At 66.4% G+C, this 25,210-nt stretch carries 28 protein-coding genes and 1 tRNA gene; 9 read left to right on the top strand and 20 right to left on the bottom strand.

The window, feature by feature from the left end; all coding sequences use genetic code 11:
- The 12 genes from RIB52_RS08040 to RIB52_RS07985 all read right to left on the bottom strand — a co-directional run bounded on the left by RIB52_RS08040 (window position 1) and on the right by RIB52_RS07985 (window position 10,428).
- The gene (locus RIB52_RS08040) at window positions 1–1,026 is read right to left on the bottom strand and encodes an aspartate-semialdehyde dehydrogenase (RefSeq protein WP_350174711.1); all 1,026 of its coding nucleotides are present in this window, start codon (window positions 1,024–1,026) and stop codon (window positions 1–3) included.
- 72 nt (window positions 1,027–1,098) lie between these two features.
- The gene (locus RIB52_RS08035) at window positions 1,099–3,324 is read right to left on the bottom strand and encodes a S9 family peptidase (protein ID WP_350174709.1); all 2,226 of its coding nucleotides are present in this window, start codon (window positions 3,322–3,324) and stop codon (window positions 1,099–1,101) included.
- Between the two features lie 164 nt (window positions 3,325–3,488).
- Entirely contained in the window at window positions 3,489–3,857 is a 369-nt protein-coding gene (gene rplS, locus RIB52_RS08030) for a 50S ribosomal protein L19 (protein WP_350174707.1), read from the bottom strand.
- A complete protein-coding gene (gene trmD / locus RIB52_RS08025; RefSeq protein WP_350174705.1) occupies window positions 3,854–4,603 on the bottom strand; it encodes a tRNA (guanosine(37)-N1)-methyltransferase TrmD in 750 nt (249 codons plus the stop codon). The genes rplS and trmD overlap by 4 nt, the downstream gene beginning before the upstream one ends.
- Entirely contained in the window at window positions 4,600–4,929 is a 330-nt protein-coding gene (locus RIB52_RS08020) for a hypothetical protein (RefSeq protein WP_350174703.1), read from the bottom strand. The genes trmD and RIB52_RS08020 overlap by 4 nt, the downstream gene beginning before the upstream one ends.
- A gap of 93 nt (window positions 4,930–5,022) precedes the next feature.
- Window positions 5,023–5,862: a methyltransferase domain-containing protein gene (locus RIB52_RS08015; RefSeq protein WP_350174701.1), complete on the bottom strand. Its 840-nt coding sequence runs from the start codon at window positions 5,860–5,862 to the stop codon at window positions 5,023–5,025.
- Window positions 5,852–6,691 carry a glycine/sarcosine N-methyltransferase gene (locus RIB52_RS08010; RefSeq protein WP_350174699.1) on the bottom strand — a complete coding sequence of 280 codons (840 nt, stop codon included), beginning with the start codon at window positions 6,689–6,691 and terminating at the stop codon, window positions 5,852–5,854. Before RIB52_RS08010 ends, RIB52_RS08015 begins: the two co-directional genes overlap by 11 nt.
- A 457-nt stretch (window positions 6,692–7,148) precedes the next feature.
- Window positions 7,149–7,649, bottom strand: a complete 501-nt coding sequence (gene rimM / locus RIB52_RS08005) for a ribosome maturation factor RimM (protein WP_350174697.1) — start codon at window positions 7,647–7,649, stop codon at window positions 7,149–7,151.
- 61 nt (window positions 7,650–7,710) lie between these two features.
- A complete protein-coding gene (gene rpsP, locus RIB52_RS08000) occupies window positions 7,711–8,202 on the bottom strand; it encodes a 30S ribosomal protein S16 (RefSeq protein WP_350174695.1) in 492 nt (163 codons plus the stop codon).
- Window positions 8,203–8,248: 46 nt separating this feature from the next.
- The gene (ffh, locus tag RIB52_RS07995) at window positions 8,249–9,718 is read right to left on the bottom strand and encodes a signal recognition particle protein (protein ID WP_350174693.1); all 1,470 of its coding nucleotides are present in this window, start codon (window positions 9,716–9,718) and stop codon (window positions 8,249–8,251) included.
- A gap of 146 nt (window positions 9,719–9,864) precedes the next feature.
- Window positions 9,865–9,940, bottom strand: a tRNA-Ala gene (locus RIB52_RS07990).
- 152 nt (window positions 9,941–10,092) lie between these two features.
- Window positions 10,093–10,428 (bottom strand): TIGR02300 family protein, encoded by a 336-nt coding sequence (locus tag RIB52_RS07985; protein ID WP_350174691.1) that lies wholly within the window; start codon window positions 10,426–10,428, stop codon window positions 10,093–10,095.
- A 220-nt stretch (window positions 10,429–10,648) separates the two neighbouring features.
- Here RIB52_RS07985 and aroA point away from each other — a divergent pair, with 220 nt between their 5' ends.
- The 8 genes from aroA (at window position 10,649) to RIB52_RS07945 (ending at window position 17,495) form a co-directional block, all read left to right on the top strand.
- The gene (gene aroA / locus RIB52_RS07980; RefSeq protein ID WP_350174689.1) at window positions 10,649–11,995 is read left to right on the top strand and encodes a 3-phosphoshikimate 1-carboxyvinyltransferase; all 1,347 of its coding nucleotides are present in this window, start codon (window positions 10,649–10,651) and stop codon (window positions 11,993–11,995) included.
- Between the two features lie 29 nt (window positions 11,996–12,024).
- Entirely contained in the window at window positions 12,025–12,468 is a 444-nt protein-coding gene (locus tag RIB52_RS07975; protein WP_350174687.1) for a DUF411 domain-containing protein, read from the top strand.
- Between the two features lie 18 nt (window positions 12,469–12,486).
- On the top strand, window positions 12,487–12,777 hold the full coding sequence (locus tag RIB52_RS07970) for a CBU_0592 family membrane protein (RefSeq protein WP_350174685.1): 291 nt from the start codon (window positions 12,487–12,489) through the stop codon (window positions 12,775–12,777).
- A complete protein-coding gene (locus RIB52_RS07965; protein WP_350174683.1) occupies window positions 12,774–13,016 on the top strand; it encodes a hypothetical protein in 243 nt (80 codons plus the stop codon). Before RIB52_RS07970 ends, RIB52_RS07965 begins: the two co-directional genes overlap by 4 nt.
- On the top strand, window positions 13,013–13,651 hold the full coding sequence (gene cmk, locus RIB52_RS07960) for a (d)CMP kinase (protein ID WP_350174681.1): 639 nt from the start codon (window positions 13,013–13,015) through the stop codon (window positions 13,649–13,651). Before RIB52_RS07965 ends, cmk begins: the two co-directional genes overlap by 4 nt.
- Window positions 13,652–13,891: 240 nt before the next feature.
- Window positions 13,892–15,595, top strand: coding sequence for a 30S ribosomal protein S1 (rpsA, locus tag RIB52_RS07955; protein ID WP_350174679.1), 1,704 nt, complete (start codon window positions 13,892–13,894; stop codon window positions 15,593–15,595).
- 163 nt (window positions 15,596–15,758) lie between these two features.
- Window positions 15,759–16,514: a hydroxyacylglutathione hydrolase gene (gloB, locus tag RIB52_RS07950; RefSeq protein ID WP_350174677.1), complete on the top strand. Its 756-nt coding sequence runs from the start codon at window positions 15,759–15,761 to the stop codon at window positions 16,512–16,514.
- 6 nt (window positions 16,515–16,520) lie between these two features.
- The gene (locus RIB52_RS07945) at window positions 16,521–17,495 is read left to right on the top strand and encodes an NADPH:quinone oxidoreductase family protein (protein WP_350174675.1); all 975 of its coding nucleotides are present in this window, start codon (window positions 16,521–16,523) and stop codon (window positions 17,493–17,495) included.
- Between the two features lie 85 nt (window positions 17,496–17,580).
- Here RIB52_RS07945 and RIB52_RS07940 read toward each other — a convergent pair whose 3' ends face one another.
- From RIB52_RS07940 to RIB52_RS07905, 8 genes are all read right to left on the bottom strand, one after another.
- Window positions 17,581–18,108 (bottom strand): F0F1 ATP synthase subunit B family protein, encoded by a 528-nt coding sequence (locus RIB52_RS07940; protein WP_350174673.1) that lies wholly within the window; start codon window positions 18,106–18,108, stop codon window positions 17,581–17,583.
- Complete coding sequence (locus tag RIB52_RS07935; RefSeq protein ID WP_350174671.1) at window positions 18,101–18,595, bottom strand: F0F1 ATP synthase subunit B family protein; 495 nt, start codon at window positions 18,593–18,595, stop codon at window positions 18,101–18,103. The genes RIB52_RS07940 and RIB52_RS07935 overlap by 8 nt, the downstream gene beginning before the upstream one ends.
- A 72-nt stretch (window positions 18,596–18,667) precedes the next feature.
- Window positions 18,668–18,895, bottom strand: a complete 228-nt coding sequence (locus RIB52_RS07930) for a F0F1 ATP synthase subunit C (RefSeq protein ID WP_069310461.1) — start codon at window positions 18,893–18,895, stop codon at window positions 18,668–18,670.
- Between the two features lie 48 nt (window positions 18,896–18,943).
- Window positions 18,944–19,702 carry a F0F1 ATP synthase subunit A gene (locus RIB52_RS07925; RefSeq protein WP_350174789.1) on the bottom strand — a complete coding sequence of 253 codons (759 nt, stop codon included), beginning with the start codon at window positions 19,700–19,702 and terminating at the stop codon, window positions 18,944–18,946.
- Window positions 19,703–19,753: 51 nt separating this feature from the next.
- On the bottom strand, window positions 19,754–20,122 hold the full coding sequence (locus RIB52_RS07920) for an AtpZ/AtpI family protein (protein WP_350174669.1): 369 nt from the start codon (window positions 20,120–20,122) through the stop codon (window positions 19,754–19,756).
- Between the two features lie 257 nt (window positions 20,123–20,379).
- Window positions 20,380–20,772, bottom strand: a complete 393-nt coding sequence (locus RIB52_RS07915) for a YdbL family probable chaperone protein (RefSeq protein WP_350174667.1) — start codon at window positions 20,770–20,772, stop codon at window positions 20,380–20,382.
- 34 nt (window positions 20,773–20,806) lie between these two features.
- Window positions 20,807–21,076, bottom strand: a complete 270-nt coding sequence (locus tag RIB52_RS07910; protein WP_350174665.1) for a YnbE family lipoprotein — start codon at window positions 21,074–21,076, stop codon at window positions 20,807–20,809.
- Window positions 21,073–24,291, bottom strand: a complete 3,219-nt coding sequence (locus RIB52_RS07905; RefSeq protein ID WP_350174663.1) for an intermembrane phospholipid transport protein YdbH family protein — start codon at window positions 24,289–24,291, stop codon at window positions 21,073–21,075. The genes RIB52_RS07910 and RIB52_RS07905 overlap by 4 nt, the downstream gene beginning before the upstream one ends.
- A 71-nt stretch (window positions 24,292–24,362) precedes the next feature.
- On the opposite strand from RIB52_RS07905, the gene radC reads away from it, so the two are divergent.
- On the top strand, window positions 24,363–25,148 hold the full coding sequence (radC, locus tag RIB52_RS07900) for a RadC family protein (RefSeq protein WP_502879492.1): 786 nt from the start codon (window positions 24,363–24,365) through the stop codon (window positions 25,146–25,148).
- The last annotated feature ends 62 nt before the right edge of the window (window positions 25,149–25,210 follow it).

Below are 25,210 nucleotides of genomic sequence, written 5' to 3'. Positions count from 1 at the left end.
TCAACCTTTCTTCAGGTGTCGCCGACCCAGCAGTTCGGCAATCTGCACCGCATTGAGCGCAGCACCTTTGCGCAGGTTGTCGGACACGCACCACAGGGCCAGCCCGTTCTCCACCGTCGGGTCCTCGCGCACGCGGGAGATATAGGTCGCGCTGTCGCCCGCGCTTTCGACAGGGGTGACGTATCCCTCGTCCTCGCGCTTGTCGACGAGCATGATGCCCGGCGCCTCGCGCAGGATGTCCTGCGCCTGCTCGGCGGTGATTTCCCGCTCGAACTCGATGTTCACCGCTTCGGAATGGCCGACGAAAACGGGCACGCGCACGCAGGTCGCCGTGAGCTTCACTTTGGGATCGAGGATCTTCTTGGTCTCGACCACCATCTTCCATTCCTCCTTGGTCGATCCGTCTTCGAGGAACACGTCTATGTGAGGGATCACATTGAAGGCGATCTGCTTGGTGAACTTGGCCGGCTCGACCGGATCGCCGACGAAGATCGCGCGGCTCTGCTCGAACAATTCGTCCATGCCCGCCTTGCCCGCGCCGGAAACCGACTGGTAGGTCGACACCACCACCCGCTTGATCGTCGCGGCATCGTGAAGCGGCTTGAGCGCGACGACGAGCTGCGCGGTCGAGCAGTTGGGATTGGCGATGATATTGCGCTTTGTGTAACCGTCGATCGCGTCCGGGTTCACTTCCGGCACGATCAGCGGCACGTCCGGGTCCATCCGGTAGAGCGAGGAATTGTCGATCACCACGCAGCCCGCCGCGGCGGCCTTGGGCGCATATTCCTTCGCCGGGCCGGATCCGGCCGCGAACAGGGCGATGTCCCAGCCGGCCCAGTCGAAATGCTCGATGTTGCGGCATTTCAGCATACGGCCCGTGTCGCCGTATTCGACCTCGGTCCCGGTCGAACGGCCCGATGCGACGGCTGCAACCTCGTCCACGGGAAACTCGCGCTCGGCGAGAATCTGCATCATTTCGCGCCCGACATTGCCGGTCGCCCCGACGATGGCCACCCGATAGCCCAATTCGCATTCTCCTGTTTACTGCCGCCTCGCGAGATAGCGCCTCGCGCGGCCCGCACAACCACCCAGCCCTGCTTATTCGGGCGGCGTCACCCCGTGGCTTTCGAGGAAGCGGAAAATCGTGTTCCACAGGTGCGGCGAGATGTTCTCGCCCCCCACGCGGTGCGTGTAGCCGGGATAGAGCATCATCTCGAACGGCACGTTGCCTTCCTGCAGCGCGGCGATGATTTCCGAGGAATTCTCGAACACCACGTTGTCGTCGGCCATGCCGTGGACGATGAGCAGCGGGTCGCTGATCCCGGTCGCCTGCGGGATCGCGCTCGCCCTCTCGTAAGCTTCCGGCACTTCGCGCGGGTTCCCCATGTAGCGTTCGGTGTAGTGGGTGTCGTAAAGCTCCCACTTGGTCACCGGCGCGCCCGATATGCCCGCCGCATACAGGCCCGGGTCGGCTTCGAGCTGCTTCAGCGTCATGTAGCCGCCATAGGACCAGCCATAGATCGCGATCTTGTCGGGATCGACGTAAGCCTGCTGCCCCAGCCATTCGGCCCCGGCCTTCTGGTCGCGCACCTCGACCCCGCCCATCGCGCGGTAGATCGGCTGTTCGAAATCGACGCCCCGGTTGGCCGAGCCACGATTGTCGAGCGCGAACCAGATATAGCCCCTGTCCACGACCGCCTGCGCGAGCGCGCCGGTCCAGCCCTTGTCCACCAGCTGCGGCCCCGGCCCGCCATAGTGGTAGTAGAGCACGGGGTATTTCTTGCCCGGCTCCATGTCGGGTTTGAGCATCATGTAGTGAAGCTCCGTCCCGTCCTCGGCCGCAATCGTGCCGTATTCGGGCATGACATGGCTCATCAGGTAAGGTGTGTAGGGGTGCTCTGCGTCCAGCGCGTTCTCCTCGATCCAGGTGATGCGCTGCCCTTCGCGCCCTGCGAGGTAGGACTGCGGGGGCTGATCGGGTTTCGACCGGCTGACGAGCAGCGCGCGGCCCTTGCCGTCCATGCTGGCGCTGTTGGTGTAATCGGGATCGGTCAGGCGCTCGGGCTCGCCCTCACCCGATAAATCCGCGCGATAGACCTGCGTGGTCAGCACGTCATCGACCCGGGTGAAGAAGAAACTGCCTTCCTCCTCGTTCACCCCGACAAGGCTGACTGCGGGCTGCGTGCCTTCGGTAAGCTGCGTCCATTCGCCGGCGTCGAGACGGTAGAACTGGCCGTAGCCCGAACGCTCGGACCACCACAGCAGGCTGCCATCCTTCAGGAAACGGTAATTGTCCGACAGGTTGATCCAGTAATCGGGCCGCGCGGCCTTTTCGGTGAAGAGGATTTCGCTTGTCCCCGTCGCCGGATCGACCTTCAGCATGTCGATCCGCGACTGCGCGCGGTCCTGCCGCTGGACATAGAGGTAATCGTCCGGCCCCCAGTCGACACGGGCAAGGTAGATGTCGGTCTCCGGCCCGAGATCGACCTCGACCCGGTTTCCGCCGTCCGGGTCCATCACGTAAAGCTCGACGATGGCGTTGTCCGAGCCTGCCACCGGGTAGCGCTGGTCGAACACCCTGGTCCCGGTCGCTCCTATCGCGGCGCGAGTGACGATGCCGACCGGGCTTTCGTCGGTGCGCTGGACGGCGATTCTGAGGTCGTTGGGCGACCACCAGTAACCGGTGAGGCGACCCATTTCCTCCTGCGCGACGAATTCGGCCTCGCCCCAGCGGATCGTTTCGCCTTCCTTCGGCGTGATCGGGCGCGCTTCCTCGCCGAACGGGCCAACCCATAGCTGCCTCTCGCGCACGAAGGAGACATAGCCGCCCTTGCTCGACAGCTTGGGGTTGAGTTCGCTGCCCTCGGTATCGGTGAGGCGCGTCACGCTCCCGTCGAGATTGGCGAAATAGAGATCGCCGTCGAGCGGCACGAGCACACCCGACCCGTCGTTCGCCCACTGATAGGTAATGATGCCTTTCAGGTTGCCGACGCGCGCGCGTTCGCGCTGCATCTTCTCGTCCTCGGACAATTCGCGGCCCGTGCCCAACGCCTCGCTGTCGACCAGCATGCGCCATTCGCGCGTGGCGATGTCGTAGCCCCACAGGTCGTAGCGCTCGCGCTCGTCCTCGCGGTTCTTCAGCAGGGTGAGATATTTCCCATCCGGCGAAAGCTTCGCCTGGCGCGGCGCGGGGCCGTTCAGCGACGGCGAAGCGAAGACCCGCTCGAAGGTCAGTTCGCCCTGTTCGCTCATGGCAGTATCGGCAAAGGCGGGTGCAGGAGACAGGAGTGCAGCGACAAGTGCGGCAAGGATCGGCAAGCGCATTTCAAGGACGGCCCCTTCGTTTCGTCATGGCTGGCCGCCGACATGACGAAACGGCGCGCGAATTGCAAAGGGGGAGAGAACAGCAGACCCGCAAAATCGGGCGCGAACACAAAAAGGCGGCTCCTCGTGGAGCCGCCCTGTGTGGAATTCGCGTTGAGCGAGCCTTACGCCTTGGGAGCGTTCTCGCGGCGTTCGGCGATGCGCGCGCGCTTGCCGGTGCGGCCGCGCAGGTAATAGAGCTTGGCCCGGCGCACGACGCCGCGGCGGACCACGGTGATGTCGTCGATGATCGGCGAATAGAGCGGGAAGACGCGTTCCACGCCTTCGCCGAAGCTGATCTTGCGCACGGTGAAGTTGCTACCCATGCCGCGGTTCGAACGCGCGATCACCACGCCTTCGAAATTCTGCACACGCTCGCGGTTGCCTTCCTTGACCTTGACGCCGACACGCACGGTGTCACCGGCCCGGAATTCGGGAATGGTTCGTTCGACCTTGCCGATTTCCTCGGCTTCGATTTGCTGGATCAGGTTCACTGGTCCGTATCCTTCTGTTTCCGCTGCGCGCCAGAGGCAGACCCGCCCGGAGCATCCCCGTGACGCTCCCATAGATCGGGCCTGCGTAACCGTGTCGTCTCGCGCGCCTTGGCCTTGCGCCAGGCGGCGATCTTCGCATGATCCCCCGATCGCAGCACTTCGGGGATCGTGCGCCCTTCCCACTCTTGCGGTCGGGTGTAATGCGGATATTCGATGAGGCCGTCCTCGAAGGATTCCTCCTCGCCGCTACAGGCCGCGCCCATTACGCCGGGAAGCAGCCGAATGCAAGCGTCGAGTATGGCGAGCGCGGCGGGTTCTCCGCCGGAGAGGACAATGTCGGCAAGGCTGACCTGCTCGATTTGCGGGCGAGCCTCGAACAGGCGTTCGTCAAAGCCTTCGAACCGGCCGCACAGCAGGGTCACGCCCGGCCCGCTCGCGAGTTCCCGGATGCGTGCCTGCGTGATCGGTTTCCCGCGCGGTGTCATGGCGAGGATCGGCGCTTCGGGCTGGAGCGCGGCGGCATGATCGACCGCCCGCGCCACCACGTCGCATTTCAGGACCATGCCCGCCCCGCCCCCTGCGGGCGTATCGTCGACCGTGCGGTGCTTGTCGGTGGCGAAATCGCGGATCTGCAACGCCGCGCAGGACCAGTCGCCGCGCTCGAGCGCCTTGCCGGCGAGCGACAAGCCGAGCGGACCCGGAAACATCTCGGGATAGAGTGTCAGGATGGTGGCGGCGAAACTCATTCGGCGCCGGTCAGGTCGCGCCCCGTCCGCCGCTTTGCATCCTCGCGCCGCAGCCAGTCGACATAGCTTGCCAGCGCAGCCCCGATCGTGCTGCCCCACACGACGAGCACGATGAGCGCGAAGGCGATAGCGCCGCCCAGCCCGCCATCGCGGGTCGCGGCCATGAACACGGCGAGCGGGACCGCGCCGAGAGCGCCGATGCCCATCATCGCGCCGAAGCCGGGCCGTTCTTTCGCGCGGGCGAGCGCGATATTGGCGATAATCGGCGTCAGGATGAGCGGCGAGACGAGCATCACCCACCACAGCCATTCGGGCGCTTCGAACACGTTTTCCCTCCACGGCAAGCGAAACAGGCGGGGCGCGCCGATGCGCTGCCCCGCCCGCTCCTTAGCCTTGCGTGAAGCGTATCTCCAGCCCGCTCACCGCTTGCGGAAAATCATGATCCCCCAGGTCAGCCGACCCTCGTCCGCGCCGCGCACCCAGTGGCCGAGACCTGCGATCATACGGTCGACGAAGGCATCGCTCGCCGAAAGCTCGCCCCGGCGCGCATCGAGCTCCTCGGCGACGCGGGCATAGTGGTTGCGCAGCTGGTTCGAGCGGTCCTGCACTTCGACTTCCTCGAAGCCGCGCGCCTTCAATCCCTCGCGATAGAAGCCGAAGCTCGCAAGGTTCTGGAGGTGGATGCGGTCATAGATCGGCTGCAGCGCGCTGGTATCGGCGAGCCCGTCCGCCTGCATCGGATCGGTGAAGATGAACCGCCCGCCGGGCTTCAGCACCCGCGCGACCTCGTCCAGCACCGCATCGCGGTCGGGCGCGTGGAGAATCGCGTCCTGGCTCCACACCACGTCGAACGCCTCGCCGTCGAAAGGCAGAGCGTCGAACGACCCGTCGAAGACCTCGATCCGGTCCGACAGACCCGCTTCGCCGGTCAGCTTGCGATTGCGGGCGTTCTCTTCCTCGGCGATGTTCAGGCAGGTGACGTGGGCCGCGCCGTGTTTCGCCACCAGCCGCCGCGCGCCGCCGCCATAGCCCGAACCGATATCGAGCACGTGCAGGTCACCCAGATCGCCGAGCAGCCCTGCCATCGTGTCGACCGTCGTCGCGCTCGCCTCGCGGATGTCGCGCGTGTCGTCATAGATGCCGACATGGATGTCCTCCCCGCCCCAGATGGTGGAATAGAACTCGATCGCGTCGCTGCTGTCGTAATAATCCCGCGCGACCGCGACACCGGCTTCGTCCGTCATCGTCTCACTTGCCATCGTCGTCCTCAATATATTCCTTTTCCGCCACGTGGATGAAGAAGTCGGGCGAGGCGTCCTCGTGGTCGTCCTGGAAATCGCCATAGGTGTGGATGCGCTGGAAGCCGACATCGGCCATGAGGCCGCGGACATATTCCTTGCGAATGGGGAACATGTTCAGGAAGTAGTCAGAACCATCCGGGAACGAATACTTGAACCGGGCGAGGCTGTCGTCGACATAATCGGGCTCGGCCGTGACCTGGTCGCCGCAATAGTAATATTTGTGCTTCGAGCTGAAGCCGTGATCGAGGATCTCGTCGTAATTGCGCTGGTCGAGGATCAGCACGCCGTCATGCTTCAGCGCGGCGTAGAATTCGGCCAGCGTACGGCGCCGGTCGGCTTCGTCGTGGAGGTGGGTGAAGCTGTTGCCGAGGCATATGATCGCGTCGAACTTGCCGTGCACGTCCTTGTTCAGCCAGCGCCAGTCGGCATGGACGGTCTTGAGCACGAAATCGTGATCGGCCGCATTCTGGAACGCCATGGCGAGCATTTCGGCAGACCCGTCGGCGGAGAACACGTCGAACCCGGCCTTGAGCAGTTGCACCGAATGGAATCCCGTGCCGGTCGCGACATCGAGCACCGATTTCTTGCCGCGCGCGCGCAGCAGGTCGATGAAGAACTGGCCTTCGCTTTCGGCGCGCGCGTCCCAGTCGATGAGCTCGTCCCACTTCTCCACGAAGCCGCGGACATATTCGTTCACATAGACATCGGATTCGCGCACGGCATGCGGATCGTCGCCGTAATCCTGCTCGTCTGTCGGTGCGAAGGTGTTCGTGGTGGTCTTGTCCACTGTCGATTCCCCGTTCTGATGATGCCCCGCAGGCGCGCAAAAAGCCCCTCCGCCGGAGGGTGGCCTCGCGAAGCGTTGATCTCATATTATCGAGTGCATCGATTAGAACATGGCCCGCCGCTTATCTCAACCGAAGCGGGGCGTTTCGGCAAAAACGCAAGATAATTGCGTCTCACGCAATCAGATTAGCCTGTGTCGCAAGCATCATGGGCACAATCGGCCTCTGGCGAAGCACAATTGCGCCTTGTAACAAATCTTAAGTCTTTGAAATGAGCAGAATCGCTCCGGCAGCCAGTCAAATTTCCCGCCGCCTGAACGGCCGACGACATCGCGGTCCCGCGTCACAAAATGTGCAACCCGCCAGCCCATAGCGAGGTTCCCTGCGGTGAGCGCGAATACTCCAAGTCAACGCCTGTCGTCGGGCACACGCAAGGCAGGGTGAGGCGGATTTGCCGCTTCATTCGGCGAAAGCGCGGGCGATCACCATGCGCCTCTCGTCCCAGGACAGCACCGCCTGCCGCGTCATCGGCACCATGAAAGTCGTCTGTCCTTTCGCGGGCGGCGGCTCGCGCCGGATCTCGACGATATCGGTCGCGCCGAAATTGGCGAGGGCGACCACTTCGCCCACCCATTTTCCCGCATCGGTCTCGACGCGAAGGCCGATCAGGTCGGCATGGTAATATTCGCCTTCACCAAGCGGCGGGAGCGCGGCGCGCGGCACGGTCAGGACGGTGCCGCGCAGCTTCTCCGCCTCGCTGCGGTTCGCGATCTCGGCAAAGCGTGCGATGGCCCCGCCCTTGTTGTCGGAGCGAATCGCCTTAAGAGTGAGGGCGCCGTCATTGAAGCTGTCATGCGCCGAAAGAGCGTCGACGCCTTCGCCCAGCAGCTTGAGCCGCACGTCGCCTGCCACGCCATGCGCGCCGGTGATTGCGGCGAGTTCGATTGTGTCTGCTGGCACGCCGCGCTCCCGGCCCGCCCCGGTGCGATGTCACGCACCGGGGCAGGCGATCGGAGAGGGATCAGCCCTCGGCCTTTTCCTCGCCGGAATCCTCTGCGGGAGTTTCCTCGGCCGGAGCTTCTTCAGCAGCAGCCTCTTCAGCCGGAGCCTCTTCAGCCGGCGCCTCCTCTTCGGCCGGCGCTTCGGCTGCTGCGGCCTTGGCGGCTTCCTCGGCCTCGCGGGCCTTCTCGGCCTTCTCCTCGGCGCGCTCCTTGGCCTTCTCGCCCGGCTCGGCCTTCTGCGGGTTGTTGCGCGGGGTGCGCTCCATCACGCCGGCGGCATCGAGGAAGCGGGCGACGCGGTCGGACGGCTGCGCGCCGACCGAGAGCCAGTGACGCGCACGGTCCTCGTCGAGCTTGATGCGCGCGGGGTCATCCTTGGCCAGCAGCGGGTTGTAGGTGCCGATCTGCTCGAGATACTTGCCGTCGCGCGGGGCACGGCTGTCGGCGGCCACGATGCGGTAATAGGGACGCTTCTTGGCGCCGCCGCGCGAAAGCCTGAGTGCAATTGCCATTATGTCTTACCTTTCGAATGGAATTATATGTAATCGTGAACTGAAACTATTTCTTCTTGGGCCCGCCGAGGCCGGGGAGACCGCCCGGTCCGCCCGGTCCGCCAAGACCGGGAAGACCGCCCTGCCCGCCGACGCCGCCGGGACCGCCCATTGGGGGCATGCCGCCCGGGCCGCCCCCGCCGCCGAACATCGACGCAAGGCCCTTGAGGCCGCCCATCTTCTTGATCTGCTTCATCGCCTTGCTCATCTCCTGATGCATTTTCAGGAGCTTGTTCACGGTCTGCACGTCGGTGCCGCTGCCTGCGGCGACGCGCTTCTTGCGCTTGGCGTTCATCAGCGCGGGATTGGCGCGCTCCTTAGGCGTCATCGAGGAGATGATCGCGTCCATGTGAACCAGGACCTTGTCGTCCATGTTCGACGCGGCCATCGCGGCCTTGGCCTTCTTCATGCCCGGCAGCATTCCGGCGAGCATTCCAAGCCCGCCCATGTTCTGCATCTGGCGAAGCTGCATGCGCAGGTCGTTGAGGTCGAACTTGCCCTTTTCGAAATTGCGCTGGAGCTGCTCGGCCTCTTCCTCCTTGATCGTCGCCGCCGCCTTTTCGACGAGGCTGACGACATCGCCCATGCCGAGGATGCGGTCGGCAACGCTGGAGGGGCGGAACGTCTCGATCGCATCGAGCTTTTCGCCCGTGCCGGCGAACTTGATCGGCTTGCCCGTGACCGCGCGCATCGAAAGCGCCGCGCCGCCGCGCGCATCGCCGTCCATCCGGGTGAGCACCACGCCGGTCAGCGGGACTTCGCCGGAGAAACTCTGCGCGACATTGACCGCGTCCTGACCCGTCAGCGAGTCGACGACGAGCAGCACTTCGTTCGGCGCGGAGACGGTCGAGACCGCCTTCATCTCGGCCATCAGGGCTTCATCGACATGCAGGCGACCGGCCGTATCGAGCAGCAGCACGTCGACATTCTGCAGCCGCGCCGATTCCATCGCCCGGCGGGCGATATCGACCGGCTGCTGGCCCGCGACGATCGGCAGCGTGGCGACGTCCGCCTGCTCGCCCAGGACCGCCAGCTGTTCCTGGGCCGCCGGGCGATTGACGTCGAGCGAGGCCATCATCGCTTTCTTGCCGTGGCGTTCGCGGATCAGCTTGGCGAGCTTGGCCGTGCTCGTCGTCTTGCCCGAACCCTGCAGGCCGACCATCATGATGACGACCGGGGGCTTGGCATCGAGCTTCAGTCCCTCGACCTCCGCCCCGCCGAGCGTTTCGACGAGCTCGTCATGGACGATCTTGACCACTTGCTGGCCGGGCGAAACCGATTTGAGCACGTCCTGTCCGATCGCCTTTTCGGTGACCGAATCGATGAAGCGACGCGCAACGGGCAGCGCGACATCGGCTTCGAGCAGGGCCACGCGCACTTCGCGCATGGCGTCGCGCACGTCCTGCTCTTTCAGCGCGCCGCGCCCCTTGAGACGGTCGAATACGCCGCCGAGGCGATCGGACAGATTGTCGAACACTCGTCTCTTCTCCTCGCCCCGCGGTCGGCCTGCGAGGCCGATCCGGGGATGTAAACGCGAAAAACGCCGGCGGACGAAACCTCGTCGGCCAGCGTGCGGATCACCGCCGCCTTTTCAGGGCGGCTGTCATCACGAATATCTTCGACTGGTGGAGCCTAGCGGGATCGAACCGCTGACCTCAACACTGCCAGTGTTGCGCTCTCCCAGCTGAGCTAAGGCCCCGAACCAGTCAGAAGGCGAACCGCCCCGGGTGGAGCCGCTCGCGGGAGGCGGCCATTATAAGGACGCCCCGCCATTTGCAAGAGGTATTTGGGAAGGAAGCCGGGCCGATCAAGCCCGCTCGAAGCGCGCCCAAGGCCCGGGGCGCGTCGTCATCAGGCATCTTCCTCTTCGTCGTCGCCCTTGCCCTTCGACACGCCGAGATCGTCGTCGCCACCCAAGTCGACATCGTTGTCGGGCGAATCGTTATCGTCGTCGATGTCGATGTCCTCGAGCTCGTTATCGCCCGACAGGTCGGAGTCGGATTCGGTTTCCTTCTCCTTCTTCTCGGTTTCCTCGAAGGGAATCGGCTGCTTGGACTTGAGCACCGGCTCGGGCGACCACTGTTCCCCGCATTCGATGCAGGTAACGGGATCGTCCTTGCCCAGGTCGTAAAAGCGTTCTCCGCATTTGGGGCAGGTACGCTTGGTACCCCATTCTGGCTTCGCCATGCTTGAATAGTCCTCGAAATGGCCTCGCGCAGCTTCCTTGCGAGTGCCGTTTAATCCGTCAAGTCGATCGTGGAAGGTGGACCCGCCTTGCATGGGAATCAAGCATCGGGCCGACAGCGGAGCGCGCCTTGCCAGAAGGGGGAGGCGCTGTCAAAGCACTGCGGGAAAATCGCGCGGCACCGCGAGGGCGGCGCTTGCGCGAACCAATGAGGAAGCCGCAATGCCCGCCCACACCATCCACCCCGCGAGCGCCCCGTTGACCGGGCGCATCGCCGTGCCGGGCGACAAGTCGATCAGCCACCGCGCGCTGATGTTCGCCGGGCTCGCCGTGGGACGCAGCACGATCAGCGGCCTGCTCGAAGGCGAGGACGTGCTTGCCACCGCCGCGGCGATGCGGGCTTTCGGCGCGCATGTCGAGCGCGGCGACGAGGGGACATGGATCGTCGAGGGCGCCGGGCTGGGCAGCCTGCTGGATCCTGCAGGCGCGCTCGACATGGGCAATTCGGGCACGTCGACACGGCTGCTGATGGGGCTGGTTGCGAGCCACGGCATCCATGCCACCTTCATCGGCGATGCGAGCCTGTCGCGCCGCCCGATGGAACGCGTCATGACCCCGCTGGCGCGGATGGGCGCGGACATCTCCGCTTCGCCGGGCGGCACGCTCCCGCTCATGATGCGCGGCGCCTTGCCCGCCGTGCCGATTCGCTACCGCCTGCCCGTGCCGAGCGCACAGGTAAAAAGCGCGGTGCTCCTCGCCGGGCTGAACACGCCGGGCATCACGCAGGTCATCGAACCGGTCGCCACGCGCGATCACACCGAACGCATGCTCGAAGGGTTCGGGGCGCGGCTCGAGATCGACGAGGAGGACGGCGCGGGCGGGAAGGAACGCGTCATCGGCGTGCATGGCGAGGCCGACCTCGCCCCGCTCGACGTGACCGTGCCCGGCGATCCGTCCGCTGCGGCCTTCTTCATGGTCGCAGCCAGCATCGTGCCGGGAAGCGACCTTGCGATCGAGAATGTCGGCATGAACCCGACCCGCGCCGGGCTGGTCGAGGCCCTGCGTGCGATGGGCGCCGACATCACCGAGACAAACCCGCGCGAGGTGGGCGGCGAACCGGTCGCCGACCTGCGCGTGCGCCACGCCGCGCTCAGCGGGGCGGACATCGACCCCGCCCTTGCGCCTGCCATGATCGATGAATTCCCCGCACTCTTCGTCGCGGCCGCTTTCGCGCAGGGCACGACGACCACCGCCGGGCTGGAGGAGCTCAGGGTCAAGGAAAGCGACCGGCTCGCCGCCATGGCCGCGGCGCTCACTCTGGCCGGGGCGCGGGTGACGGAGCGCGAGGACGGGCTGGTGATCCACGGCACCGGCGGCGACCCGTTGCCCGGCACGCCGAAAGGCGCAGCCGTGGCGACCCGGCTCGACCATCGCATCGCCATGAGCATGGCGGTGGCCGGCCTTGCGAGCCGCGAAGGCGTGACGCTCGACGATGCCGCGCCGATCGCGACGAGCTTTCCCGGTTTCATGAACCTGCTTGAACAGGCCGCCCTCGAGACCCCATTGTAATGGGCATACCCGACCCAGGAGAATCCCGCATGACCCGCCCGCTCCTCGCCCCCGCCCTGCTTGCGATCGCCGCCTGTTCGAGCGCGGTGCAGGCCGCGAGCCATGAAATGTTCCGCGACCCGGACTGCGGCTGCTGCGGCAAATGGGCCGAGCATGTGCGCGAGCATGGCGAGGCCGAGGTCGAGGAAACGGTCACTCGCGACATGGCCCGCGTCAAGGATACCCACGGCGTGCCGCAGGACCTGCGCAGCTGCCATACGCTCCTCGTCGAGGGCTACGTGATCGAGGGTCACGTCCCCGCCGCCGAGATCGAGCGCCTGCTGGCCGAGCGGCCCGAAGGCGTGGTGGGCCTCGCCGTGCCGGGCATGCCGGTGGGCTCGCCGGGGATGGAAATGGGCGAGCGCACCCAGCCCTACGCTGTCATCGCCTTTCGCGCGGACGGCAGCCGCTTCGTCTTCGCCCGCTACGGCTGAGGCGGGGCGGGACAGCGCGTGAGCGAAGCGCTCGACATCTATGCATTCGTCGGTTTCCTCGGCACGGCCTGCATCATCGGTGCCTATGCCTATCTGACCCTTAGCGAGCGGGCCAATCCGTTCCTCCTGCACGGGACGAACCTTACCGGCGCGGCGCTGCTGACCGTCAGCCTTATCGTCCACACCAACTGGCCTAGCCTCGTGCTCGAAGGGTTCTGGGCCGCGATCGCGATCACCGGGCTGATCAAGGCGCTTCGGCGACGCGGTGCAGATGCGGCCGGCGAGGCGGTCGAGGTGGAGGAGACGTGAAGCGCACACTCCTCCTGCTCGGACGTACGCCGCGGGCCCGCCGGATTGTCGCGGCGCTCCTTCTGATCGGCGCTGCCATGGCGGCGACGGTGCTGCGTTCGGGCGGAAATCCGGGCTGGGTCGACCTCGCCTTCAACCTGGTTGCCGCGATCGCGGCTTTCGTCTTTCTTCATTACCGCTGGCGCAGGCGCGAGACGCGCGCGCTGACCCCGCGCCGGATAAAGGACACTTTTCGATGATCATCGCCGTCGACGGACCCACGGCCAGCGGCAAGGGCACCATCGCCAAGCGGCTCGCCGCGCATTTCGGCGTGCCGCATCTCGACACCGGCCTGCTCTACCGCGCCGTCGGGCGGCAGGTCTCGCTCGATGGGGGTGACCCCGACAGCGAGGCGGATGCGCTCGCCGCCTGCGCCTTTCCCGACGTATTGCTGGAGGACCCGGTCCTGCGCTCCGAGGAGGTCGGCGGGCTGGCAAGCCGCGTCTCGATCCATCCGGCGGTGCGCACCGCCCTGTTCAAGCGCCAGCGCGACTTTGCCAGGGCGCCCGGCGGCGCGGTGCTCGACGGGCGCGACATCGGCACGGTGATCGCGCCCGATGCCGACGTGAAGCTGTTCATCACCGCCAGCGTCCAGGAGCGCGCGCGGCGGCGCTGGCTGGAAATGACGCGCACCCATATCGGGCGCGAGGACGAGATCCCCCTTGCCGAGATCGAGCGCGACATCGTCAAGCGCGACGCGCGCGACATCAACCGCGCGGATGCACCGCTCAAGGCCGCGCCCGACGCCTTCGTCATCGACACGACCAGTTTCAACCCGGACGAGGCCTTCGACACGGTGCTCGACGTGGTCGAACGGGCGCTCGCCCGGCGATGAGCGCGGGCGCGGACGCGCGGTTCGGGGGGTCAAGAGTCTTGCCTTTCACACCCGTTTCGCATAGGGGCGCGGCCGTTCTCCCAATCCATCGCGGTTGAGTGGACCTTCGCGCTCGCATCCGGCGGCGCGGAGAAGTCGGCCTCTTGCCCGCAAGGCCAGCGCAATGGTGCGCCAGGCGGCGGTAAAGACCCCGGAAAAACCGGCGGCCGGTAGCAAACGAAAGTCAGGAACCTCACACCTATGGCGACTTCGCCCAATCCCACGCGCGACGATTTCGAAGCGCTCCTCAACGAACAACTCGGCGGCGCCGACGATGGCGGTTTCGAAGGCCGCGTCGTCAAGGGCACCGTCACCTCGATCGAAGCCGGCATGGCCGTGATCGATGTCGGCCTCAAGTCCGAAGGCCGCGTCAACCTCAAGGAATTCGCCCGCGGCGAAGACGACCACAACCTGTCGGTCGGCGACGAGGTCGAAGTCTATGTCGACCGGGTCGAAAACGCTGACGGCGAAGCGATGCTGTCGCGCGATCGCGCCCGCCGCGAAGCCGCCTGGGACAAGCTCGAAAACGAATTCGGCGAAGGCAAGCGCGTCGAAGGCCGCATCTTCGGCCGGGTCAAGGGCGGTTTCACCGTCGACCTCGACGGCGCCGTCGCCTTCCTTCCCGGCAGCCAGGTCGATATCCGCCCGGTGCGCGACGTCACCCCGCTGATGGACATGCCGCAGCCCTTCCAGATCCTCAAGATGGACCGTCGCCGCGGCAATATCGTCGTCTCGCGCCGCGCCGTGCTCGAGGAAACGCGCGCCGAACAGCGCAGCGAACTGATCGACAAGCTGGCCGAGGGCCAGGTGATCGACGGCGTGGTCAAGAACATCACCGATTACGGCGCCTTCGTCGATCTTGGCGGCATTGACGGCCTCCTCCACGTCACCGACATGAGCTACAAGCGGGTCAACCACCCCAGCGAGATCATCAATATCGGCGACACCGTCACCGTGCAGATCGTGCGCATCAACACCGAAACGCAGCGCATCAGCCTCGGCATGAAGCAGCTCGAAAGCGATCCGTGGGACGGCGTTTCGGCCAAGTATCCGGTCGGCATGAAGATCACCGGCACGGTCACGAACATCACCGAATACGGTGCCTTCGTCGAGCTCGAGCCGGGGATCGAAGGCCTCGTCCATGTCTCCGAGATGAGCTGGACCAAGAAGAACATCCATCCGGGCAAGATCGTATCGACCTCGCAGGAAGTCGAAGTCATGATCCTCGAGGTGGACAGCGAAAAGCGCCGGATCAGCCTCGGCCTCAAGCAGGCCCAGCGCAATCCGTGGGACGAATTCGCCGAGAAGCACCCGATCGGCTCCGAAGTCGAGGGCGAGGTCAAGAACGCCACCGAATTCGGCCTGTTCGTCGGGCTCGACGGCGATGTCGACGGCATGGTCCACATGTCGGACATCGCCTGGGGCATTTCGGGCGAAGATGCGCTGGCGCTTCACCGCAAGGGCGAAATGGTCAAGGCGGTCGTGCTCGACGTCGATGTCGACAAGGAGCGCATCAGCCTCGGCATGAAGCAGCTCGAAAAGGGCGCACCGAGCGCGGAAGGCGCCGATCCGAGCACGCTGCGCAAGGGCCAGGTCGTCACCGTCAGCGTGCTCGAGGTTCGCGATGGCGGGCTCGAAGTGCAGGTCGGCGAAGACGGCGCGACCGGCTTCATCAAGCGCTCCGATCTCGGCCGTGACCGCGACGAACAGCGCCCCGACCGCTTCCAGGTCGGCGGCAAGGTCGATGCGATGGTCACCGGTTTCGACCGCTCGAAAAAGCCCAACTTCTCGATCAAGGCGCGCCAGATCGCCGAAGAGAAGGAAGCCGTCGCGCAGTTCGGTTCGTCCGACAGCGGCGCGTCGCTCGGCGACATCCTCGGCGAAGCGCTCAAGAAAGGCGACTGAGCCGAAGCGTGCGCCCCTGCGAAGGCAGGGGCCTCAGGCCCCCTGGCATCAAGCCGAACGAGGTCCTCGCCTGCGCGGGGACACGCGAAAGGTAAAAAGGCCCGCTTGCCCCATCGGCAGGCGGGCCTTTTCCATTGCGCGCGCGCCCTGTAAGGTGTGCGCCATGCTGCAAGTCCACCAGTTCCCCTGCCTGTCCGACAATTACGGCTTCCTGCTGCACGATCCCGTCAGCGAGGAGACCGCCGCCATCGATACGCCCGATGCCAGGGAGTATCTCAAACAGGCCGAGGCCAAGGGCTGGACGATCACCCATATCTGGAACACCCACTGGCACCCCGATCACGCCGGCGGCAACGCCGAGATCGTCGAGGCGACCGGCGCTAAAGTCGTCGCGCCGAGAGAAGTCGAGCGGCTCTCGAATATCGACGAGGTGGTGGGACATGGCGGCACGGTCCACCTTGGCGAGCACGAGGCCAACGTGATCGACGTTTCGGGCCACACCAACGGTCACATCGCCTATTTCATCCCCGAAGAGGGCATAGCCTTCGTCGGCGATGCGGTTTTCGCGCTCGGCTGCGGGCGGATGTTCGAGGGCGAGCCGGAGCAATTCTGGGCCAGCCTCGATCGCATCCGCCGCCTGCCGACGCAGACCACGCTTTACTGCGCGCACGAATACACTGCGGCCAATGCGAAATTCGCGCTCCATGCCGATCCAGACAATGACGCGCTTCAAAGCTACGCCAAAGAGATCGCGGCCAAGCGCGCGCGGGGCGAGCCGACGGTCCCGACCGTGCTCGAACGCGAGCTGGCGACCAATCCCTTCCTGCGCGCCGACGATCCGGTCCTTGCCGCACGCTGGGGCGGTAGCAAACCGTCCGAGACGTTCGCGGCTCTGCGGGCCGCCAAGGACAGCTTCTAGCCGACCATGAAGGCCCTGCGCGTCGATCGCCTGTCAGGCGACCTGTCGGGCGTCGCCCTGTCCGACCTCCCCGCACCCGAACGCGCTCCCGGCGAAGTCCTGGTCCGTGTGCACGCGGCCTCGCTGAATTATCCCGACCTGCTGATGACGCGGGGGCAATACCAGTTCAAGCCCGAGCCGCCTTTCACCTCCGGGCTCGAATGCGCCGGCGAAGTGATCGAGGCCGATGCGGATAGCGGTTTTGCGCCCGGCGACCGAGTGATCGGCGGCAACAAGACCGGCGCCTTTGCCGAAATCGCCAGCATCCCCGCGCGCGCTCTTTCGCCGCTGCCCGACGGCTTTTCCTTTGCGCAGGGCGCGGCAATGGGCGCGGCCTATTCGACGGCTTACACCGGCCTGGTCGAATTGTGCGGCTTGCAGGAGGGCCAATGGGTCCTCATCCACGGCGCGAGCGGCGGCGTGGGGCTTGCCGCGTGCGATCTGGCAAGGGCGCTGGGCGCGCGCGTCATCGCGGCGACGGGGATCGGGCACAAGCGCGAGGGCATCGCCGCCAAGGCCGCTCCCGATCGCGTGATCCTTGCCGAAGGACGCTTTCGCGAGGCGGTGTCCGAGATTACCGGCGGCGCGCTTGCCGATATCGTTTTCGATCCGGTCGGCGGGGACGTGTTCGACGAATCGACCCGCTGCACCGCTTTCGGCGGCAAGCTCGTCGTGGTCGGCTTTACCAGCGGGCGGATCGCCGAAATCGCGACCAACATCCCGCTCATCAAGGGATTCTCGGTCGTCGGCCTGCGCGCGGGCGAATATGCCCGCCGCTTTCCCGAACGCGGCGCTGCGATCACCGCCGCCGTGCGCGACCTCGCCGAGGCGGGCCGCATATCGCCCGCGATCGACCGGGTCCTGCCGCTGGAGGAATGGCGGGGAGGCTTCGACGCGATGGCGCGGCGCGAACTGGTCGGAAAGGTGGTGTTCGAGGTGTGAAGATGCCGTGTCCTTGCGCAGGCGGGGAACCCGGGCCGAAGGGCGCTTGATCACACGAGGTCCCCGCCTGCGCAGGGACTCGCACTTACAGCGAGCCGATCACTTCGTCCGCCAGCTTCGCATCGGCTTCGCTGTCGTGCTTCGCCGCGATCAGCCGGCCCGAAGCGGCGGTGGCAGCCTCGACTGCGCGGGCGCGCACGTCCTCCACCGCCTCGCGTTCGGCAGCGGCGATCTTGTCCTCGGCCATCCGCTCGCGGCGGGCGACCATGGCGGCGCTGTCCTCTTCCGCCTTGGCGAGGATCGCATCGGCTTCCCGCCTGGCGCCATCCATCATCGCCTCGGCGTCCTTTTCGGCATTGGCGATCTTGGCGGCGTATTCGTCGCGCAGCGCCTCGGCCTCGGCGCGCAGGTTTTTCGCCTCGTCCAGTTGCTGGCGAATCTCGGCGATGCGCGCATCGAGCCCGCCGGTGACGATGCCGGGCACCTTCTTCCACACGAAGATGGCGAGCAGGACCAGCATGGCGAGCCCGACCCACTGATAGGAATCGAGCCCGATCGCGGCCGGCTCGGCATATTCGGAGCCGCTGGCGAGGATGGCGAGAGTGTCACGCATTGGTCAGCGCCTTCTTGACCGCCGATCGGGCCGAGCGCTTGTCCACCTTCGCCCCCGTCAGGCGGGCGACGATATCCTGGCTCGCCTCGGTGGCGACGTCCTCGAGTTCGGCCAGCGCGCCCGCGCGGGCCGTCTCGATAGTGGTTTCGGCCTCGGCGAGGCGGGCGTCGAGCCGCTCCTGCGCCGCAGCCAGCTTTGCCTCGGTTTCGGCGGCGGCTTGCGCCTTGGCCTCGGCGATGAGGCCTTGCGCCTTCGCCCGGTTCTCCGCCTCGCGCGCCTTCCACGCCTCTTCCTGCTCATGGGCGGCATCGCGCGCGGACTGCGCCGCGGCAAGGTCGTCCGAGATCTGCCGATCGCGCAGCTGGACGGTGTCCATCACCTTGGGCACCATGCCGCGCCCGATCAGGAAGAAGGTGATGCCGAAGAACACCAGCGTCCAGAGGATCTGGCTGGAGTAGAATTCGGCGAGCTGGGCTATCTGGGGCATTGAGCGGTCCCGGTCAGCTTAGGAATGTGAGGGGGCGCTCGGCGCTGGTGCGCCTCGCGCCCCCGACAGGTGTCAGGCGACGAAGATCAGGATCATCGCGACGACGAAGGCCAGCAGGCCGAGAAGTTCCGCCGCGGCGAAGCCGATGAACAGGCGGCCCTGCTGGCCGTCGGCCGCGCCCGGATTGCGCAGTGCGCTTTCGAGGAACGAGCCGAAGACATTGCCCACGCCGATGGCGGCCATACCGGCACCGATCGCTGCGAGGCCGGCACCGACGAGCTTGGCTGCTTCAGGATCCATTTCAAAACTCCTTTGGATTCAAAACTGTTTGCTGGGAAAAAGGGTGACTTAGTGAAGGTTCTCGGCGTCGTTGATGTAAAGCGACGTGAGGAGCGCGAAAACATAGGCCTGGATCCCCGCGACGAGGATTTCCAGCGCGCTGATGGCGATCATGAGCAGGAAGCTCGGCACGCCGATGAACCCGCCGAACAGTGCGCCGGCATTGACGCTGTCGATGACGAAGCTCGAGAGGACCTTGAGCAGGACGTGCCCCGCCATCATCGCCACGAACAGGCGCAGCGCCAGGCTGAAGGGGCGCACGAGGAAGGAAATCAGCTCGATCACCGGGATGAGCCAGATCAGCCAGAGCGGCGTTCCGTGCGGCACGAACAGCGAGAAGAAATGCAGGCCATGCTTCGAGAAACCGACGATGAGGACGATCGAGAAACTCAGGATCGCGAGCACGCCGGTCACGGTGAAATGGCTGGTGAAGGTAAAGGGATGGACCCCGAACACGCCGATCGGCAGCAGGCCGAGCAGGTTGGCGAAGAGGATGAACATGAACAGCGAGAAGATGTAGGGCACGTATTTGCGCCCCGCCTTGCCCACATTCGCTTCGAGCATGTCGTCGATGAAGCCGGTGAAGCTTTCCACCGCCATCTGCCAGCGTCCGGGCACGAGCTCGCGCTTCATCCCGCCGGCGACGAAAGCCCACAGCAGGACGACGGTGATCGCCATCCACAGCGCGGAATTGGTGAACGCGATGTTGAAACCCGCCAGTTCCCAGCCTTCCGAGCCGAACAGGGGCTCGAGCATGAACTGCTTCATCGGATCGACTTTGCCTTCTTCGGCTGCCACGTTGTCGGTCCTTCGATCCCTTTATGAACCGCGCCCCGGATCCGGCCCATCCTCGTTGGGATCGTCGGGCTTCACCTCGGGGCGCTTGTTCGCCGAAACAATAATGTTCCTGAAAGCCGCCGCCGTTCCGAGGAACAGGAAGGCCAACAGACCCCAGGGCGTGGTCCCGGCAAGGGCATCTATGGCCCAGCCGATCACAGCGCCTCCAAGTATCCCGCCGATCAGGTCCGCCAATGCACGGTTCCCGGCGCGGTAATTCGCATCGGTCCCCTGCACCTTTGGCCGGTTGCGCTTTTCCTCACGCTCGCGTGCGGCTTCGAGCCGCGCTTCGAGCGCGTCGATCCGCGCATCCTCGGCATTGGATTCTCGGGCGGGTTTCTCGTCGCTCATGCCTGCTTTCCCGATTGGTCCGCCTGGCACGGTCTAGGAGGTGCCCGCCGAGGGCGCGGACCCCTTAGAAGGGGGCCAAACCCAAGTCAACCGTAGGACCCGGCGCGCCGCGCGATTATCTTGCGCTGCACAAGACCGCGCAAGGCGGCGCACCGACCTCGCAAGGTCGAGGAGGGAATGCGCTTTGCCGGCGGCAAAGATGCCCCGGGCGCGACGGCACGCCTTCAAGGATTCCTTCCTTCATCGCCCGCGAAAAATCAGGGACACCGCGGGTCGCGATCGGGCGGCGCGCTGGTGCGGGTTTTCCACGAGCCATCGGGGCCCTGGTACTTTTCCCCCGGCACGGTCCGCGCGATCGCCTGGCAGCCGGCGGTAAAGGCGAATTCCTCGATCGTCGCGTTGTTTTCCCGCGCCTTTTTCGCATAGACCGCGCGGCGCTTGATGTTGATGTCGTCGACCAGCCGCTGGAGCGCAGGAGTGGGCTGGCCGACTATGGCGAGATAGCCGTCCCTGCCCTCACCCACCTTGCCCTCGGCCCGCGCGGCGGCATAGGCCGGGTCGCGCTGGGCCATCGCGGGCGCCGCGAACCCCGCGGCCAGCGCCGCGCCCGCAGCCGCCGCCAGCATTCCGCCTCGAACAATATCGCGCATCACGTTTCTCCAAGCCCGCGAACCCTTCCGTGCTTCAGAAGATATCCGCATTTTCCTCGATCGTGTCGGCCGCGTCCTCGGCCAGCCGGTAGATCACTTCCTGCCGGATATTGATGTTGAGCTCGATCACGATCGGCTTGTCGGGCGCGTTCACGTTGATGCACCCGCCGAGCATGATCGCCAGCAGCAATGCCGCGCAACGCCCATTCCTCCATCGCCCCGCCATCGCCGCATTCGCTCCCGCCTCGATCAGGCCGAAGGTCTTGGCAGGGCCGGCGGGTCCGGTCAATTTCGCAAGGATCATAGGGTTTCTTCGCTTTCTGGCGGTTGAACGGGCGGGTCTTCGGGGCGGGTCGCTTCCGGGGCGACGGTCGGCGCTTCGCCGGGTGGCGGGTCGCGCGGCACGAAACGGCCATCCCCGGTCGTCATCAGGCCGCGATCGACCGGATTGCGGACATAGTCCGCATCCCAGAACGAGCGCACCATAGTGGCGAGTTCGTGGAAGTTCTCGGAGCGGACATTGACCTTGAAACGGATCGGCAGGCGCGACAGGCGGCGGGTCAGAAAATTGCGGCTCGCCCCCTCGCCCTGGCGCACGCCGTCGAATGTGAAACGGGTGATGATCTCGCCCGCGAGATTCCCTTCGAGTGCGACCGCCATCTGCGTGTAATCGAGCGAGCGCAGCGCCTGGAACGCGAAATTCGCCATCGCGCCCATGTCCTCATAGGTCAGCTCGCCGATATAGGAGACATTGCCGCCTGGCGGGCGCGATATCAGCAGGCCGCCTTCGATCCGGCCATTCCCCTCGCCGTCGAACACGATCGGGACCGCCCCGTCGAATGTCCCGGTAGCGGAAAGGTTGGTCAGCTCCATCTCGGCAACGAAGCGCTCCGCTTCCAGCCCGACGACCTCGAAGACATAGGCCTTGTCGCCCGACCGGCCATAATCGAGCACGACCGGGCGCATGATCAGGGTCCCGCCCATGAAGGGCCAGCGCGCATCCTCCACCTTCACGACCTGCCCGCCTTCGAGCGAAAAGGCGACCCGCCCGGCGAGAACTTCGATGCCGGGATTGATCGTCTCGATCGTCACCACCTGCCCGGGCACCGTGGTCAGGTTCAAAAGGTCGGTGAACACGATCTCGCCGGAAAGGCCGGTGAGCGGGCCGAAGGCGGCGGCGAGGTCGAGCGAATCGCTGCGGAACCGGCCGGAGCTTGTCACGTCCTCGCCGTCCCATTCGATCAGCCCCTCGCCGCTCACCGTGCCCTCGACATCGGCGACGACGCCTTTGACGAGATAGGTCAGGTCTTCCGGCGCGAGCGCGTCGCCGAACGCCACGCCGGGCACGTCGAGCCGCGCGCTGCCGCGGGCCGTGTCGAGATCGTGGCGGACGAGGACCCGCGTAACCGCTGCGTCGGAGGCCGGGTTGCGCAAGGTCGCCTCGGCGCGGATCGTGTCTTCATCGAGCGTAAGCAGCGCATCGCGCGCGACGAGCGGCTCGAACCGGGCCTCGTCGCCGTTGCGTTCGGACAGCAGGAAGCCGCCGCGTTCGATCCGCAGCATGTCGTCCTCGTAGCGCCAGTCGCCCGATAGCGCGGCCAGGTCCAGCGGCACCGCATCGAGCCCCGCCGCTCCGCCCGCGAACCGCCCGGACAGGCCGCCCGCTATCTCCCCCGTCAGCGTAGCCGCCGACAGGCGGATGGCGGCCTCGTCCTCGCCCAGCACGATGCGCGCATCGTCGACCGCAAAACCTTCGCTTGCAAGGCCCGCCCGCGCCGCCCCGAGCCGCAGGCGCGCCCCGCCGAGCGTCCCGGCGAGCGCAAGGTCCTCGGCGGCAAGCGAAAGGCGCAAGGCCCGGTCGTAAACCAGCATGGCCCGCGCGCTGTCGGGGCACACGGTGATGCTCTCGCGCCCGAGTTCGAGCGCGGCATAGGAAAGCCCCTCGAAGGCAATCGCGGCGCAGCGCCGCCCGATCGCGAGCGTGCCGTTGCCATAAGTCCCCGAAAGCGGCAGGCGCAGGCCTTCGACCCGCCCGCCGGGGATCGGCCCGCTCGTCTCGACGAGGCCGGCAAAGGCAAAGCCAGCACCAGTCCGGCGCAGCTCCATCCGGGGCACGGCAAGGCGCGCCCCGGATGCAGCTGCGCCGTCCTGCGAGGACGCCTCGTAAGGTGCCATGGCAAGGCGGAAGACGAGATCGCCGCCGCCTTCGGCCTGCTCCATTCGCCCGGTGATGCGGGGTAGCCCTGCGCCGCCGGTCATCAGGTTGCCGCGCAGCGCGCCGGCCGACCAGCTGACCCGCGAGGCGGCGAGGATCGCCTCGCCCGCACCGCTTTCGAGCCGCGCCTCGGGAATGACCAGCGACAACGCCCCGTCCTCGATCCGGGCGGTCAGATCGGCGCGGACGCGGCCGTCTCTGCTCGCAGCGCGGAAATTGCGCGCGAATCTGGCGGCCAGGGGGGCGATCGGCGTGCCCTGCACCGCGCTCTCCAGCTGCGCCGCGCCGTCGCCATCGAACGCTGCAAGGCCGAGCCCCTCGCCCGTGACCTCCCCGTCCCATTCGCTGCGCGCAAAGCCATCGACGCTGCGCAGCGCCCCGTCCGCCTCGATCCGGGCAAACCGGCCGAACCCGGCATCGACCCCTTCCACTGCGAGATCGTGGCGCAGGTTGAATACGCCCTCCGCCCAGCCGGCGCGCCCGCTTCCCGTGAGCCGCGCGGCCGCGCCCCCGCCGCCCGCGATTCGCTCGGCCGCGAGGTCGAAGCGCGCATCGAGCGCGTCGAAGCTCGCCGGGACGACCAGCCGCGCGGCGATATCGGCGCGGGCAAGGCGCAATCCCCCGCACTGCGCCTCGCGCAGCCGCACCGGACCGGCAAAGGAAAGCGCACCCGCCTCGCTTGTCACATCGCCATAGAGCGTCGCGCCGCCGGCCCGGCAGCCTTCGCTGCCCAGACCCGGCGCACTCGCGGCGAGTTCGCCCGAGAACCCGTCATCGAGCCGCCCCGACCCCTGCGCCTTGATCCCCACCCTGCCGTAATCGGTCAGCACCAGCGCGCGCGCATCGACCAGTTCGAGGTCGATATCGGGCAGGCCCGGCTCGCCCTCGCCCGGCTCCAGCAGCGGGTCGAGCGCGCCTAGGCTGAGCGCGCCGTCCTGCCAGCTTGCATAAAGGCGCGCGCCTTCGAGCCGCACGCGGCCGATACGCGGCAGGCCGAGGCGGTAACGCAGGCCGACAACCGCCCGCTTTGCCGTGAGATCGGGCCGGTCGGGATCGCCGAGCCTGATATCGGCGAGCACCGCTTCGCGCGCGGTGAGCGAGACGATCTCGTATTGCGCAGGAATGTCCAGCGCGGCGAGTCGGTCATCCATCGCGCTGCCCGCGATATCCTCCCGCGCGCCCCACACGGCAAGAAGCGCAAGCAGCAGCAGGCCGAGCAAGAACGCGCCGATCCACACTCCCCGGCGCGCGCGCCGCACGCTGTCTTCCTCGCCGTCGGTGCCTGTGTCGCGGGCGCTCGCCATCGTAGCGCCCACTTGCGCCACAAGCGCGGCAAAGGCAATGAAGCACGAAGGCAGCAGGGGCGCGAAGGGCATTGCCGGACAGCGACGACAGCTTCGATTTCGGCGAGGAGGACGGCAAGCCGGGCCGGGTCGCTGCCTCCCCCTCCTCGCGCTCTCGGGCCGAACCGTCCGGATCGGACAGCGGCAAGAACGCCGGGACCGGCCACCGCGCAAGGCTGCGCGAGCGTCTGCTCAAGGGCGGGGCCGAGGCGCTGGCCGATTACGAAGTGCTCGAATATCTCCTGTTTGCCGGGATGCGGCAGGGCGACACCAAGCCGGTGGCGAAGGAGCTGCTCAGGGTCTTCGGCTCGCTCTCGGCGGTTCTCAACGCCGATCCCAAGGCGCTTCAGCGGGTCAAGGGCGTGGGCGAAACCAGCGCCGCCGCGCTCAAGTCGGTGGCCGTGGCCGCGCGGCGCATGGCGCGCAGCGAGGTCGGCTCGAAGCCGGTTCTGGGCAGCTGGCAGGCGCTGATCGACTATCTCGCCATCGACATGGCGCACCTGACGGTCGAGCGGGTGCGCATCCTCTATCTCGATACGAAGAATCGCCTGATCGACGACCACCACCTCGCCGACGGAACGATCGACGAGGCGAGCCTGCACCCGCGCGAGGTGATCCGCCGGGCGATGGACGTGGGCGCAGCTGCGCTGATCCTCGTGCATAACCACCCATCCGGCAATCCCGAGCCGAGCCGCGCCGATATCGATATCACCCGGCGCATCGCCGAGGCCGGGCGGCTATTGGGCGTGACGGTGCACGACCACGTCATCGTCGGGCGCGAAGGGCATGTCTCGCTGAGGGCCAAGGGGCTCATCTAGCCGGGGCTTGCCATGAGACGGCACGCGGCCTAGCCGCCGCTCACCCGTTCACCTTCACCGGA

This window comes from Erythrobacter sp., from assembly GCF_040217515.1.
In the GTDB taxonomy this organism is placed as follows: Bacteria; Pseudomonadota; Alphaproteobacteria; order Sphingomonadales; family Sphingomonadaceae; genus Erythrobacter.
This window is presented reverse-complemented; position numbering and strand designations above follow the sequence as displayed.